At 71.5% G+C, this 13662-nt stretch carries 13 protein-coding genes; 2 read left to right on the top strand and 11 right to left on the bottom strand.

Features of this window, described 5'->3' with window-relative positions; genetic code table 11:
* The first annotated feature begins 13 nt into the window (after positions 1 to 13).
* On the top strand, positions 14 to 994 hold the full coding sequence (locus ACFPBZ_RS02980; protein ID WP_378034507.1) for a helix-turn-helix transcriptional regulator: 981 nt from the start codon (positions 14 to 16) through the stop codon (positions 992 to 994).
* A gap of 478 nt (positions 995 to 1472) precedes the next feature.
* On the opposite strand, the gene ACFPBZ_RS02975 is transcribed toward ACFPBZ_RS02980, so the two are convergent.
* From ACFPBZ_RS02975 to ACFPBZ_RS02960, 4 genes are read right to left on the bottom strand one after another with little or no spacing between them, the layout of a single operon-like run.
* A complete protein-coding gene (locus tag ACFPBZ_RS02975) occupies positions 1473 to 2723 on the bottom strand; it encodes an alpha/beta fold hydrolase (RefSeq protein ID WP_378034506.1) in 1251 nt (416 codons plus the stop codon).
* Entirely contained in the window at positions 2720 to 2962 is a 243-nt protein-coding gene (locus ACFPBZ_RS02970) for a hypothetical protein (protein ID WP_378034505.1), read from the bottom strand. The genes ACFPBZ_RS02975 and ACFPBZ_RS02970 overlap by 4 nt, the downstream gene beginning before the upstream one ends.
* Positions 2959 to 3591, bottom strand: coding sequence for a VOC family protein (locus ACFPBZ_RS02965; RefSeq protein WP_378034504.1), 633 nt, complete (start codon positions 3589 to 3591; stop codon positions 2959 to 2961). The genes ACFPBZ_RS02970 and ACFPBZ_RS02965 overlap by 4 nt, the downstream gene beginning before the upstream one ends.
* 31 nt (positions 3592 to 3622) lie before the next feature.
* Complete coding sequence (locus ACFPBZ_RS02960; RefSeq protein WP_378034503.1) at positions 3623 to 4357, bottom strand: TetR/AcrR family transcriptional regulator; 735 nt, start codon at positions 4355 to 4357, stop codon at positions 3623 to 3625.
* A 229-nt stretch (positions 4358 to 4586) separates the two neighbouring features.
* Between ACFPBZ_RS02960 and ACFPBZ_RS02955 the strand changes: the two genes are divergently transcribed.
* Positions 4587 to 5534: a hypothetical protein gene (locus tag ACFPBZ_RS02955; protein WP_378034502.1), complete on the top strand. Its 948-nt coding sequence runs from the start codon at positions 4587 to 4589 to the stop codon at positions 5532 to 5534.
* A gap of 105 nt (positions 5535 to 5639) precedes the next feature.
* On the opposite strand, the gene ACFPBZ_RS02950 is transcribed toward ACFPBZ_RS02955, so the two are convergent.
* The 7 genes from ACFPBZ_RS02950 to ACFPBZ_RS02920 all read right to left on the bottom strand — a co-directional run bounded on the left by ACFPBZ_RS02950 (position 5640) and on the right by ACFPBZ_RS02920 (position 13662).
* A complete protein-coding gene (locus tag ACFPBZ_RS02950; protein ID WP_378034501.1) occupies positions 5640 to 6047 on the bottom strand; it encodes a hypothetical protein in 408 nt (135 codons plus the stop codon).
* Positions 6044 to 6625 carry a hypothetical protein gene (locus ACFPBZ_RS02945; protein ID WP_378034500.1) on the bottom strand — a complete coding sequence of 194 codons (582 nt, stop codon included), beginning with the start codon at positions 6623 to 6625 and terminating at the stop codon, positions 6044 to 6046. The genes ACFPBZ_RS02950 and ACFPBZ_RS02945 overlap by 4 nt, the downstream gene beginning before the upstream one ends.
* On the bottom strand, positions 6604 to 7317 hold the full coding sequence (locus ACFPBZ_RS02940) for a DUF4253 domain-containing protein (RefSeq protein ID WP_378034499.1): 714 nt from the start codon (positions 7315 to 7317) through the stop codon (positions 6604 to 6606). The genes ACFPBZ_RS02945 and ACFPBZ_RS02940 overlap by 22 nt, the downstream gene beginning before the upstream one ends.
* A 72-nt stretch (positions 7318 to 7389) precedes the next feature.
* Positions 7390 to 8163 (bottom strand): maleate cis-trans isomerase family protein, encoded by a 774-nt coding sequence (locus tag ACFPBZ_RS02935; protein ID WP_378034498.1) that lies wholly within the window; start codon positions 8161 to 8163, stop codon positions 7390 to 7392.
* Positions 8160 to 9755 (bottom strand): (2,3-dihydroxybenzoyl)adenylate synthase, encoded by a 1596-nt coding sequence (locus ACFPBZ_RS02930; RefSeq protein WP_378034497.1) that lies wholly within the window; start codon positions 9753 to 9755, stop codon positions 8160 to 8162. The genes ACFPBZ_RS02935 and ACFPBZ_RS02930 overlap by 4 nt, the downstream gene beginning before the upstream one ends.
* The gene (locus ACFPBZ_RS02925) at positions 9752 to 11359 is read right to left on the bottom strand and encodes an FAD-dependent monooxygenase (protein WP_378034496.1); all 1608 of its coding nucleotides are present in this window, start codon (positions 11357 to 11359) and stop codon (positions 9752 to 9754) included. Before ACFPBZ_RS02925 ends, ACFPBZ_RS02930 begins: the two co-directional genes overlap by 4 nt.
* Positions 11356 to 13662 carry a hydantoinase B/oxoprolinase family protein gene (locus ACFPBZ_RS02920; RefSeq protein ID WP_378034495.1) on the bottom strand — a complete coding sequence of 769 codons (2307 nt, stop codon included), beginning with the start codon at positions 13660 to 13662 and terminating at the stop codon, positions 11356 to 11358. The genes ACFPBZ_RS02925 and ACFPBZ_RS02920 overlap by 4 nt, the downstream gene beginning before the upstream one ends.

The following is a 13662-nucleotide window of genomic DNA, read 5'->3' as shown; positions in this document are numbered from 1 at the left end:
CGAGGGTGAACCCGTGCCCACGACCTCCGCGCCGACGACCTCGAGTCGCCTGCTCGCCCTGCTCTCCCTGCTGCAGGTGCGCCGCGACTGGCCCGGCGGGCTGCTCGCCACCCGGCTCGAGGTCAGCGAGCGGACGGTGCGCCGCGACGTCGACCGCCTGCGCGAGCTCGGCTATCCGATCCACACCACCAAGGGACCCGACGGCGGGTACCGCCTCGAGGCCGGCAGCCAGCTCCCGCCGCTGCTGTTCGACGACGAGCAGGCCGTGGCTCTCGCGGTCGCGCTGCGGATCGCGGTGGGGACCGGCGCCGGGATCGAGGAGGCGGCGGCCCGGGCCCTGACCACGGTGCGCCAGGTGATGCCCGCCCGGCTGCGCTCCCGGATCGACGGCCTCGACGTGACCGTGGCCGCCCGCGACGGTGCCCCGCAGGTCGACCCGTCGGTCCTCCTCGCGATCGGCGCCGCGATCCGGGCCCGCGAGGAGCTGCGCTTCGACTACTCCTCCCCCGCCCGCCCCGACGTCGACGAGCCGCCGCGGCGGGTGCAGCCCCACCACCTCGTCGCCCGGGCCGGGCGCTGGTACCTCGTCGCGTGGGACCCGCACCGGGAGGACTGGCGGGTCTACCGCGCCGACCGCATGTCGCCCCGCACCCCGACCGGCCCCCGCTTCACGCCCCGCGAGGTGCCGGGCGGCGACGTGGCGGCGTTCCTGTCGGCCCGGTTCAAGGGCTCGGACGGCGCTGACGAGTGGCCGTGCCGGGGCGAGGCGGTCCTGGAGTGCCCGGCCGCCGAGGTGGTGCCCTACGTGGGCGACGCGGTGGTGGAGCCCGTCGATAACGACCGTTGCCGTGTCGCCCTCGGCGCCTGGTCGTGGGGCGGCCTCGCCGCCTCGTTCGCAAGGTTCGACGTGGACGTCACAGGTGTCGAACCAGCTGAGCTTCGCGAGGCCTTCACGGCTCTGTCCCACCGCGCGGCCCGCGCCGCAGGCTCGTGAACTGACAGCCGAACCGAGTCACGACGACTCGGTCGTCCAGACTTCGTCGTCGATCCGGTCAGACACCGGGGTCGGGCGCGACGGTCACCTGCCACAGCCAGACGACCGTGCGAGCCCTGTCCTCGACCACGAAGAGGGCGACATCGTCGCCGACCGGCTGTACCTCGTACACGGCATCACAGGCCGGCTCTGGCGCGCGTGACCGCGAACGGCTCGTCCGCCTGAACGGCCTCGCCCGGACGACCTATCGCCCGACCATGATCCCGAGAGGGAGCACCCACGTCGAAACGCTCACGGGTACCACCTCCTCGTTCTCGCGCACGGTCCGGCGGAAGCTAGCAGTGGCTCGAGCGCCCTGCCACCGAGTTGTCTGGGCTCCAGGTGGCGGACATCCCGTGGAAACCGGGTCCCGAGGACCCGGTTCTCGAGCACCTGCCAGACCCGCAGGTCACGCTTCGTGAGCAGACCCGCAGCTCGGTCAGGATGTCGGCGGCGCCAACTCGTGCCGCTCCGCCAGCCACGCCGCGATCCGCTCCGCCGCGAGCTCGTTCCCGGTCGGCTCGCCCTTCGCGATCGCCCCGCCGAAGTGGGTCCCTCGCACGTCGACGTGCGTGAGGTCGCTACTACCCAGCGCATCCACCATGCGGCGCGAGTCGGACGGGAACGCGGCCTGGTCCCCGGTCAGCTCGACGAACAGCGTGGGCACCGCGACCCCGGGCGCGCACCGCACGAAGTCGGCGTTCGACGACAGCCCCGACCACGTCGAGAGCCACGCCTCCGGCGTCGTCAGCCGGCAGAACCCGACCTGCCCGTAGTTGATGAGGTCGGGACGGGCCCCGAACAGCGACCCGTAGGGCCGGTCGCTCGGATCGAGCGCGAGGTCGACCGTGCGCGGGTCCGCATCCGTGCGGAACACCGTCATGATCTCCGGCGCGAGTGCCCGACGACGATCGGCGGCCGCACCTGTGCGCTTGTGCGCAGCCCGGGCCTCGGTGGTGCGCGCGAGGTGCTCGCGGGCCCGGGCGTCGAGGCGGGCGACCCGGGCACGCTGGGCCGCACGGTAGCTCGTCAGGAAGTCCTCGCTGTACGACGACGAGGTCGGCGGCTCGGCGAAGCCGTTGCGGGGGTCGAACGCGTCGAGCTCGGGCACCGCTGCGAGCGGGTCCGTCTCGTCGGCGACCGAGGGGTCGATGCAGCCGAGCAGCAGCCGCCCCTGCCCCGGGTGGGGCGCGAGGAACACGACGCCGTCCGTCATCGGCATCGCGGCGTCGGCGAGCTTCGTCGGGCGCCCGCCGGGGGTCGTCGTGATCCGTTCACCCGGAGCGAGCCCGGACTGCTCGAGGTAGAAGGCGAAGAGCGTGCCGCCGCCGGAGTGCCCGAGCGGCACGATCGACTCGAACCCCTGCTCGCGCAGGAACACCATCCCGGCCGCGACGTCGAGCAGCGCCTGCTCATGGACCAGCGTCAGGTCGTTGTTGACCGAGCGGGTGTGCTGGGTCCACACCGCCGCCCCGGCCGCGAGCAGGTGCGGGACCAGCGCGTGGTGCGTGACGTCCTGGCGCGGGTGCATCAGACAGACGACGGTCCGCGCGCCCGGCACCGTCGCGAGCACGCCGCGCACGGTGGCGCCGTCGGCGGTCGTCAGCTCGTGGACGCTCGTGACCGTCGCGGTCGGCCGCTCGTCCACCGCGACATAGCGTCCCGCGCCCAGACGGGTCGGGGCGCTCATGCCGGGTCGACCTGCAGCGCGTTCTTGTCGTGCTGCACGATCGTGCCGCCGGCCACGCCCGCGATGCAGCTGTACCAGACCGCGTGCCGACACCCGGTCGCCCGACGATCCACCACGATCGACCCGTCGGACGTGATCTCGAAGTACGGACCGACCTTCCCGACGACCGCCCCGGCCTCCGCCGCGACCTTGGCCACCGACGTGTTCTCCGGGACGTCGAGGACGTAGAGGGCCGTCATACCTGCGCGCCTTCCCGAGCAGCTTCCCAGTCGGCCGCCCGCTCGACGATCAGCTCGGCCTTGCGCGCCAGCAGCTTGCCGAACGACGGGTCCGGCTCGGCGACGACGTCGAGCAGCGCGTCGATCGTCAGGTTCGCGTCGAGGTCCTCCTGCGGCGTCACGGGACGCATCGCGCGGGTGAACTCGACCATGTAGCCGTTGGGGTCGTGCGTGTAGATCGACTCGATCGTCTCGTGCTGGATCTGCATCTCGACCGGCCACGACGAGTCGTCGAGCCGGCGCCGGTACTCCAGCAGGTCGGTCTCGTCGTCCACGTGGATCGCGAGGTGACGCGACCGCACGAAGAACTCCGGCACGTCGGGCCCGAAGCCCGCGTAGACGTCACCGCGCTCCTGGGAGTGGATCGGCTCGAGACCGAAGTAGTAGAAGAACGCGATCCGGTCGTCGTTGCCGATGTCGAAGAAGAAGTGGATGAAGTCGGGGTGGTTCTCCGGGCCCCACCCCGCGGCGCAGATCGAGTGCACCACCGGGAAGCCGAGGACGTCGCGGTAGAACCGGACCGTCGCGGCGGGATCGAAGGTCGGGAACGCCGTGTGGTCCACGCCGCGGACCTTGTGCTCCAGTGCCATGGCCCCAGCGTAGAAGTTGTCTACGCGCTCGTCAATCTTTCGACGTCGGCGTCGTGATGACGCTCTCGAGGTAGTCCAGGTCCTGGCGCAACAACGCGAGCGCGGCCGCCGGATCGTCGGGACGGGGGACGTCGGGCGTGCGGTCGGGGGCCTGCGCGACGAGCGCGACCGCCATCTCCGCCATCTGCTCCGCAACCTCCTCGGGCGACTGCGGACCGGCCGGGTTGAACCACCACGCGACCCAGTTGCACATCCCGATCAGGGCCAGCGCGGTCGTCCGGACGGGGCGTGGCCGGAACTCGCCGCTCCGCACCCCCTGGTCGACGATGCGCGTGAACCCGTCGAGCACGCGGCGCTTGGCGGCCTCGTGGGCGACCGCGAGGTCGTCGGGAAGCTCCGACTCCGAGCGGATCACCAGTTGGAACCGCGCCGCGTGCCGCGCCTGCTGACCTGCGATCAGCCGGACGAGCTCGCGCAGCTTGGTCGGTGCGTCGACCTCGCGCTCGGCGATCTCCTCGGTCGCGGCCGCCGGCGCCTCGGTGATCTCGGTGACGAGCCGCGCGAGCAGCTGGTCCTTGTTCTTGACGTAGTAGTAGAGCGACGGCCGGGTCATGCCCATCGCATCCGCGATGTCCTGCAGGCTCGTGCCCGCGAAACCACGCTCGGCGAAGAGGCGCGTCGCCTGCTCGTAGATCTGCGCCTCCACCATTTCCCGACGAGGCCGCCGGGCCGGGGCTTCGTCGGGGACGGGTTCGAGCGCGCTCATGACCGGCGACGATACCGACGCCCCGACCGGGCGCCCGCTCAGCGCGATCGGTCGCCGAGAGCGACAACAATCGAATGTCGTCGCTGCCCGTTCCCTCGTTCAGCCCAATGAACTCGCCGTGCGGGCGCGCATACTGCTGACGAGCTGTAGTTCGGCCGAGTCCGGGGGGGACACCGATGACGAGGAGCACGTCCGAACGAGTCAGGATCGTCGGGACGGAGGTGCCGACGTGACCGACACCGTCGAGCGCGCGACCACCCGCTTCGACGAGGAGCCGGGAGGCGGAGCGCCCCGCCATCTGCGCGGAGCCAGGGTCCGGAGCGGGACGCCGGGCAGTCCGATCCGACGGCGCCGACCGGTGCACCGGCACAACGTCTTCCAGGTGCGGCGCGAGCTCGATCCGTGCTCGGCCGTGGCACTGGTGAGCCGGCGGGGCGAGACAAGGGTGTTCACCGAGGGGAAGCGCCCGACCGTCACGGACCTCCTGCGGGCGGCCGGCGGCGTGGTCTACGAGGTCGACACCGGTCTCCACCACCACGGCGTGGTCGTGAACCTCCCGGCGCGCGGCGACGAGTTCCCGTTCTACGCCTGGGTCGACATCGAGTGGCGGGTCGTCGACGTCGAGCACGTCGTCCGCGACCGGGTCGAGGACGTGATCCGAGCCCTCGTCCCCGCGATGCGGCGGACCATGGCAGCCGCCACGAGGAAGCACGTGATCACCGCGATCGAGGACGCCGAGCAGGCGGCCCTCAACGCCCTGGCGTCCTCGGGCATCGGGGCGCGGTACGGAGTGGGGTGTGCCTTCTGGGTCCGGCTCTCCGGCGACCGGGCGCTGGTGCACCACGGCGCCGCGAAGCGGGAGCTCGACCAGCAGCTGGAGCTCGAATCGGGCAACTACGAACTTCGCAAGCTCCGGCAGGAGAACGAGCACGATCTGCTCAAGGAGCGGGTCTCCGCGTATCGCGAGTACATGCGGGCCGGCAAGTTCGACCAGGCGGCGCTGCGACTGGCGGCGAGCCCGCAGGACGCCTCGGCGGTGGCTGACCTCCTGAGCACCGAGGCCTTCGACGAACGGCAGCAGGCGATCGACTTCGTCACCCGACTCATCGATGCGGGCGTGCTGGACAAGGAGCAGGTCAAGGACCTCCTGGCCGGGGCACTCGCACGGCTCCAGTGATCCACCGCCCCGGAGGCCTCCGCTAGGTCGTCGGGCGGCTCGAGTGGTGCACGTCGACCGTGCACCACTCGAGCCGCTACCTGACCCAGCGAGCCGAGTTCGTGGTCAGCGCTCCGCGGTCCACCCGTAGAGGCCTCCCGGCGGAAGGAACGGTGCACCACCTTCGAGTCGGGTCTCGTGCAGTGCGAGCCGCCCTTCGAGGCCGCGCCTCAACTCGATCTCCGTCACCAGGTTGTTCTCGCCGTCGTGGATCGTGCTGAGGGCTTCGACCAGGAGCATCACCAGCATGCCGAAGGCGTACTCCTCCGGGTCGTCGCCGGCCCACCCCTCCTGCAGCTCCTGCAGGTACTTCTGCCCCTCCGCCGCCGGGATGTGCACGGCGGCCGGTACGGCGTGGTCTCCCCGATGCATCGAGCCGACGACGAATCGGTCGACGTCTTCAGCCGGCTGAGCGTCGAGGCCTTCCTGTCGAAGGGCGGTCACCAGCTCGTCGAGCAGATCGTCTCGGCTCACAACGGCCCACACTGGCGGTTGCTCGGGAACACGGTGTTGATCCTGTTCACCCCGTTCTGGGAGTACATGGTGAAGATGACCTGCCGAACCACCTGATTGGTCCGCAGATCCTTCAGGAACAGCACACGCGATCGACAGGTCTGGTCCCCGCGCGCAGGGTACGTCGCGTCCGGGTCCGCGGCGATGGCCCGCATCGCGAGGTCGGCGACGTCGCGCCAGTTCTGATACGTCCCACCTGCGGCTCCCTCGAAGTCCGTCTTGTGTCTCCAGAGGAGGTGCCGGTATCCCCACGTCGGCGCAGGGCTGTAGCGCGGTCCCCCGCACAGGAGTGCCAGCTGTCCGCCAGGGGCGGGGAAGGTCTGCACGGTCTTCTGTTCATCGGTTCCTCGCCCACACGCTCCCCACGGGCCGGCCACTTGCGCGGCCGCCGTGCTGGGCGCGCCGAGCAGCAGAACGACTGCCGCACAGACAATGGCGGCCAGTCGTACTACGTGTGATGTCCTCTCATCACGAGAGATGCCGGTTCCCATCACTGATGGTGAGGTCAACGGCTCGCTCAGTCCCACCAGAACCGCCACAGGGGCTCCCCGCGAAGGGAGTCCGCGTATTCCGACAGAGTCAGTGGGCGGGTACGGATCTCGGTCTGAGGGTCGATCTGATCGGGACAGAACGCGAGGTGCTCCGCGGCGACCGACCTGCACTCCTCGCTGCGACGCGGTGGTCGCGCGACCGAGAGCAGAAGGGTGTCAGGCGCCATGAAAAGCACCAGGGCCCCGAACCGCTCCTCCCAGCTTCGCAGGACCGCGGTCAGCCGTGCCAGGTCGTGGCTGGCGTAGTTGCACGCGCCGGACCACTGCAGGGCCAAGGGGACGTCTGCCGGCCGCCCGGCCTGGACGACCGCCAGCGACGAGAGCTCCCGCACCGCACGGACGAAGCCGGAGGCCGAGGCGAAGGTCGCCGGGCTCTGGGACAGGTCCTCTCCGGTGCGCGCCAGCGGCGGGAATTCGGCGGCCAGGGGCTCGTCGCACGGACAGTCCGGCAGGCACGGACCTGGCCACCAGCCGGCGAGCACCTCGTACGGGTCAGCGTCGACGTGTGCCTGGTCCCCGCCGACCGTGTTCCAGCCGCATCGCTCGAGGGTCGCGTCGTACAGCAGCACCGGACACCGGTGTGAGCGACGTGCATCGCGGATCAGTTGCCGGTAGGTCGAGGCCTCCGGATCGTCATGGAGTTCGAGCAGGTTCGGTACTGCCTCGTATTGGGTCCTCACATCTATTCTGAGTGACCCCGGGCCGGATCGGTTCCATGAACTTCGCGCGGGTGCACTTCGCGCTCGTGAGCACTAAGAGGGGCTATGACCCCGCGAAGTGCTCACGAGGCCGGAGGCCACAAGCAGCGAGCCGGCGTCGGGGAGCTCCGCCGGGAGGCCCAGAGCGCGGAGCAGGCAGAACGCGCCGGCGGTCGCGGCCGAGAGCACCGGCAGGCCGAGCTCCTTCTCGACCACCGGCACCAGCGGCAGCGACGGCATCTGCACGCAGCAGGAGATGACGAGGGCGTCGGCGTGGCGGAGGTCGAGCGACCGTGCCGCCTCGAGCACGCGGTCGCCGGGGATGCAGCCGACCTCGGCGTTGTCGCCGACCTCGAGCGCGGCCCAGTCGACGATCTCGACGCCCTCGGCCTCGAGGTAGGCGACGACCTGCTCAGCGAGCGGGCGCAGGTAGGGCATGACGAGCGCGACCCGGCGCGCGGACATGGCCTCGAGCGCGTCGACCAGGGCGCCCGCGCTCGACACCAGCGCGGCCGGCAGCCCGCGCTCGGCGAGCTGCTCCGCCACGGCCTCCTCGACCCGACGATGCTCGCCGGGGCCCTGCGCCATGATCGCGACGAGGCAGGCGTAGAGCAGGGCGTCGACGCCGGCGTCGGCGAGCTCGTCGACGCAGCGCCCGCGCTGGGCGTTCATCGCGACGAGCTCCTCGGGCGACACCTTGGCCATCCGCATGCGGCTGCCGTGGAAGGAGAAGGTCGCGCTCGCGTGGCGCGCCAGCAGGGCCGGGATCTCGGTCTCGACGGTGACGTTGGAGCTGGGGACGATCATCCCGATGCGGTGGTGGCTCATGCGATCTCGGACTCCAGCCGTGTCGTGATGTCGGCGGTCATGGCCTTCTTGTCGAGCTTCCCGACCTTCGTCCGCGGCATCGTCTCGACGAGCTCCACGCGCTCGGGCCACTTGAACTTGGCGACGTCGAGGGCGCGGAGGTGGTCCTGCAGGTCGGCGAGGGTGACGGGCGTGCCGTCGGTGGTGAGGTAGGCGCAGCCGCGCTCCCCGAGCCGCGGGTCGGGCATCGCGACGAGCGCGGCCTCGAGCACGTGCGGGTGGCCGAGCAGCAGCAGCTCGACCTCCTCGGCGTTGATCTTCTCGCCGCCACGGTTGATGAGGTCCTTGATGCGGCCCTCGATCGACAGGGCGCGGTGCCCGTCGATCACGGTGACTTTCGCGAGGTCGCCGGTGCGGTAGAAGCCGTCGGAGGTGAAGGCTTCCGGACGATCGACGCCGTAGTAGCCGCGCAGGGTGTACGGACCCCGACAGCAGAGCTCGCCCACCTCGTCGTCGGGAACCTCCTGCTCGGTCCCGGGCTCGAGCACCCGGACCTCGTCGAGCGGGGAGATCGGGACCCCGACGGTGGTGCGGCGGAGCTCGGGCGAGGCGTCGAGCGGGGTCACGAGGAACATGCCCTCGGCCATCCCGAACAGCTGCCCGACCTGCGCGCCTCCCCGGGCCGTCGTCGTGAAGAGCTCCTCGGAGACCTTCGCGCCCGAGAGAACGACGACGCGCAGGGTCCCGACGAGCTCGGAGTAGAGCGGGTGGGCGGGCGCGCGGTAGTGCACGTGGCCGAAGAGCACCGAGGTGGTGCGCTCGGCGACGAGGACCGGCATGGCGGTGTCGAGGTCGTGGTCGGTGAGGACGAGGCACGCGCCGACGGTGTGCGGGGCGTGGATCCCACAGACGACGCCGGCGTTGTGGATGATCGGGATGAGGTGCCCGACGCGGTCGTCCGCGGTCCAGCCGAGGACGTCGGCGTAGGCGCGGGCGTTGTACCAGTACTCGGCGTGCAGCCGCGGGATCAGCTTCGGGACCCCGGTGGTGCCGCCGGAGAGCTGGAAGACCGCGACGTCGTCGGGCCCGATCCCGTGCTGGATCTCCTCGACGCACTTGCGGGCCTCGTCGGGATCGACCTCGGGAGGCTCCTCCCCGAGGACGAGGACGTGGCGCATCGTCGGGTGGTCGCGGGCCTGCTCGTGGGCGAACTCGACCAGGTCGATTCCGCGCGTCCCGGGCTCGACGAGGTGCGCGCGCGCCCCGACGGCCCGGCTGATGTGGGCGATCTCGTGGCCGCGGTGGGCCGCGAGGGTCGCGACCGGCACCAGCCCGGCCTTGAGCAGCGCGTACCAGGCGACCACCGACTCGAGCCGGTTCGTCACCTGCACGATCACCGGGTCGCCCGGCTCGAGCCCGAGGTCGGCGTAGGCGACGGCGAGCCGGTCGGTCCGGGCGTCGAGCTCGGCGTAGGTGAGCCGGCCCTCGGTTCCGACGAGGGCGTCGTGGTCGGGGTGCGCGGTCGCCGTCGCGTGGAACTCGTCGGCGATCGTCCGCGTACCCCAGAGCCCGGCTTCCCGGTACTGGTCGACGAACTCCTGGGGATAGGTCATCGGAGGGCCACCAGGTGGGTGCGGTCGGCGACGAGGGCGTCGGCGAAGTCCTCGCGGAGTGCCTCCGGGCCGGCCACCACGACGAGCGCCGGGGTCCGGCGACGCAGGCGCTCGGCGACCTCGAGCCTCGTCAGGACGCTCCCCCGCTCGTCGGCGCCGGTGAGCCAGAGGCAGCCGGTCGTGGACGCCCCCTGGTGCACGGCCTTCTCGACGACCTCCTCCGACCCCGAGGGCCGGGCGTCGGCGCCGAGGTCGAGCACGGTGGCGTCGAGAGCGGCCGGGTCGTCCGGGACCACGCGGGCGTCGAAGCCCCGCGGCCCGGCGGGCTCGTCGATCACCTCGGGGTCCTGCCCCTGGGTCGAGGGCCGCAGCGACCGGGTGAGCACCCACTCCGCCAGCGGGCCGACGTTGTGGCGATTGTGACGTTCAGTGTCAGCAAGGCCGCAGTGCTGACACTCCTCCCCCGCCCACTGCCGCAGCGCCGTGTGCACCACCTCGGGCGAGCTGGCCGCGAACCGGTCGAGCGGGACGTTCCCCGCCCGGCTCATGTAGGCGACGAGCAGCTGCTCCACCGGCAGCTCCAGGCGCTCCGGGAACGTCTCCCACCAGCGGCGGGAGCGCTCGGCGATGTCCTGGATGCGGGTGACCGCCGGGCGGCGGGCACCCTCGTAGGCGGTCAGCGCTGACTCGAGATCGTCCGCCTCCCCGAGGGCATGAACGAGCGCGATCGCGTCCTCCATCGCGAGCTTCGTCCCTGAGCCCACCGAGTAGTGCGCGGTGTGTGCGGCGTCCCCGAGCAGCACGACGTTCCCGTCGTGCCACCGGTCGCACCGCACCGTCCGGAACTGCAGCCACCGGGTCCGGTTCCCGATCAGCCGGTGCCCGTCCAGGTGCGAGGCGAACACGTCGGAGAGGTACTCCAACGCCGTGGAGTCGGACTCGTCCGCATTCAGCGCCGCCGTGGTCCGATCGAACCCCGCCGCCCGCCACGTCGCCTCGTCGGTCTCGACGAGGAACGTGCTGCGGTTCGCCGCGTACGGGTAGGCGTGCGTGACGAACACGCCGTGCTCGGTGCGCTCGGGCGCGAACAGCGCGTGCGGGAGGGCGACGTCGGTGCCGGCCCACAGGTACCAGCCGGTCCCGACCTCCACCTCCGCCCCGAACTCCCCCGCCGCCCGGGAGGCGCTCCCCACCCCGTCCGCCGCGATCACCAGGTCGGCGTCGAGCTCGGCGGCCGTACGGCGAGCACCGAACTCGAGCTTCACCCCGGCGTCCTCGGCGTGCCGCTGCAGGACCGACAGCAGCTCGGCCCGACCCACCGCGACCAGCGACGACACGCTCATCCCCGCCTCCCGGCCGCCGACGCGCATCCGCATGTCGTGCGACCAGGCACATCCGAGGATGTCGTCGAGCGAGGCGGGGTCGGCCTCGGCCAGTCGACGCTGAGTGCGGGCCGCGAGCCCCACGCCGAACCCGAAGGTCTCGTCGGGAACGCCCTGCTCGTGGACCACCACCTCGCAGTCCGGCCGCGCGAGCTTGAGCAGCCGTGCGGCGTAGAGACCTCCCGGTCCCCCGCCGAGCACGGCGACCCTCTCCAGATTCATGAGCGGGCGTCCGCGAGCACGCGGCTGGTGCGGGTGACGTCGTCGACGTGGTCGACCGGCACCACGGCCGTCGAGATCGCCGTGAAGCACCCCGGGCAGCAGTACTGGCGGAAGTGCACCTCGCCGTCGACGTACTCCCCCGCGGCGTCGATCACCTGCGGGCCGGCCTCGGACACCGGGCCCTCGTGGCGCACCAGGTCGAGCTCGCCGACCGCACCGCTCCCGAGCACCGTCGCGCAGTGCGTGCACGCCACCTGGTCGCCGACCGCAACGAGGTTGTCGTCCAGCCGCCGCGCGTCGGCCAGGTCGACCGTGGGCCGATCGTCCTGCGAAGCACTGCGGGACCGACGCGCATCACGCAGTTCCCGACGACGGCCCTCGGTCGCCTTGGCATCCACCGCACCGGCGCCGTCGAGCACGACCCCGTAGCTCGCCTCGGCCGAGGCCGGCGTGACCTTGTCCTCCCGCACGTCCCGCGCGACATCCTCCGGCTCGCGGGTCAATGGATCCCCGTAACCCCCGCCGCCCTGCCAGAACATGGTGAACACCTCGCCGGGCGCCACGTAGGTCTCGCCGTAGCAGGGCTGGAGCTCCGCGTCGCCGCCGATGCCGGACAGGTCGGAGGGCAGCTGACCGACACCGAGCATCGTCGTGACGTCGGCGCCGCGGGCGATCCACTCGATCCCGGTGTTGCCGGGGTAGCCGCCGGCGAGCCCGTTGTTCTGGCTGATCGCCTTGCCGTTGGAGGCGAGGACGAGGCCGATCGGGAAGCTCGTGCCGTGCGGGGTGATGGCCATCGAGGCCGACACGCCACCCCGACGACGGCCGGGGCCGCCCGAGTCGGGCTCCTCGCGGCGCCACAGCGCGAGCACCGGGTAGAGGAACTCGGTCATCTCAACGTCGGGCACGCGGCCCAGCGGGATGCAGAACAGCCCACCGGTGTCCATGCCGTCGGCCTGCGGCTGCGCGCCGTAGCCGCCCGCCATCGGGTCCATGAGGATCGAGAGGAACGGGGTGGGCACCGCGCCGCGCTGGTCGAGCCCGGCGATGACGGCCGTGTCCCACGTGCCGCAGCAGCTCGACTGGACGTGCGCGTCCAGGTTCGGCGACTGGTCGAGCATCTGCGACAGGCACTCGGCCACGAGGTTGCCGGTCAACCAGGCAGGCCCGATCGGCCCCCGCCCCACCGCGGCCGGGAAGCTCGCGTTGTTGATCGTGCCCTCCTCGGCGATGAGGTCGAAGCAGCGCATCAGCCCGCCGGCCGACCACGGGATGTCGCCCGCGAGGATCGGCAGCAGCGCGAGCATCACGCCGCCGCGCATGCCGGCGTACGTGCAGTTGACGACGCCCGACTGCTCGTCGGTCCCGGTGAAGTCGAACGCCAGGTGACCGTCGGTCTTCGTCATCGCGACCGTGATCTTGTGCAGGCCGCGGTCGGCGGAGTGCGACTGGTCCTGGTAGCCGGTGGCCCGCCACGTGCCGTCGGGCAGGGTGCGGAGCTTGCCCCGGAGCCGCGACTCGGCGTCGGACATCATCCGCTTCATCACGGCCTTGACCGTGTCGGCGCCGTACTGCTCGATGACCGCGAGCATGCGGTCGCGCCCGACGGTGTTGGCGCCGACCTTCGCCCGCAGGTCGAGCCCGATCATCATCGGCACCCGCGAGCGGCGCACCCACATGTCCGCGATGTCGTCCTGCAGGAGCCCGTCGCGCACCACCTTCACCGGCGGGGTGGGCAGCGACTCGGAGAACACATCCTGCGCGGCCGGGGAGAACGAGCCGAGCCCCACGCCGCCGAGGTCGGGCTGGTGGGCGATCGCCGAGGTCCAGCCGAACAGCTTCCCCTCCCAGAACACGGGCTGGAACACCATCGCGTCGTTCTGGTGCAGCCCGCCGCCGACCCACGGGTCGTTGGTCAGGAACATGTCGCCCTCGGCGATGCCGGGGTTCGTCGCGCGGTGCTTGAGCGTCCAGTAGATCGCGAGGTCGACGGCACCGACGAGCATCGTGTTGTAGAGCCCGACCTGCACCTCCTGCCCCAGCTCGTCGGACAGCGCGAAGTCGAAGTCGTTCGCGTCGGTGACGATCGGCGAGCCCGACATGCGCTTGAGCGCCTCGCCCATCTCGTCGGTGACCGACCAGAGGCGGTGGCGGACCACCTCGTAGGTCAGCGGGTCGAGCGCGTCGATCTGCTCCTGGGTGACGGTGTGCACCGGCAGGCTCGCGGGCAGCTGCGCGGCGAGGGTGTCGGGGTCGATCGGGCGGCTCGAGAACCTCTCGGAGCCGGGCACGGCCATGACCAT

The organism is Actinomycetospora atypica (assembly GCF_042653685.1).
Lineage (GTDB): Bacteria > Actinomycetota > Actinomycetes > Mycobacteriales > Pseudonocardiaceae > Actinomycetospora > Actinomycetospora atypica.
This window is presented reverse-complemented; position numbering and strand designations above follow the sequence as displayed.

Coding starts and splice junctions, on each gene's coding strand:
- ACFPBZ_RS02925 (WP_378034496.1), bottom strand. CDS start 11,359: ATGAATCTGGAGAGGGTCGCCGTGCTCGGCGGGGGACCGGGAGGTCTC.
- ACFPBZ_RS02935 (WP_378034498.1), bottom strand. CDS start 8,163: ATGAGCCACCACCGCATCGGGATGATCGTCCCCAGCTCCAACGTCACC.
- ACFPBZ_RS02965 (WP_378034504.1), bottom strand. CDS start 3,591: ATGGCACTGGAGCACAAGGTCCGCGGCGTGGACCACACGGCGTTCCCG.
- ACFPBZ_RS02975 (WP_378034506.1), bottom strand. CDS start 2,723: ATGAGCGCCCCGACCCGTCTGGGCGCGGGACGCTATGTCGCGGTGGAC.
- ACFPBZ_RS02930 (WP_378034497.1), bottom strand. CDS start 9,755: ATGACCTATCCCCAGGAGTTCGTCGACCAGTACCGGGAAGCCGGGCTC.
- ACFPBZ_RS02970 (WP_378034505.1), bottom strand. CDS start 2,962: ATGACGGCCCTCTACGTCCTCGACGTCCCGGAGAACACGTCGGTGGCC.
- ACFPBZ_RS02960 (WP_378034503.1), bottom strand. CDS start 4,357: ATGAGCGCGCTCGAACCCGTCCCCGACGAAGCCCCGGCCCGGCGGCCT.
- ACFPBZ_RS02920 (WP_378034495.1), bottom strand. CDS start 13,662: ATGGTCATGGCCGTGCCCGGCTCCGAGAGGTTCTCGAGCCGCCCGATC.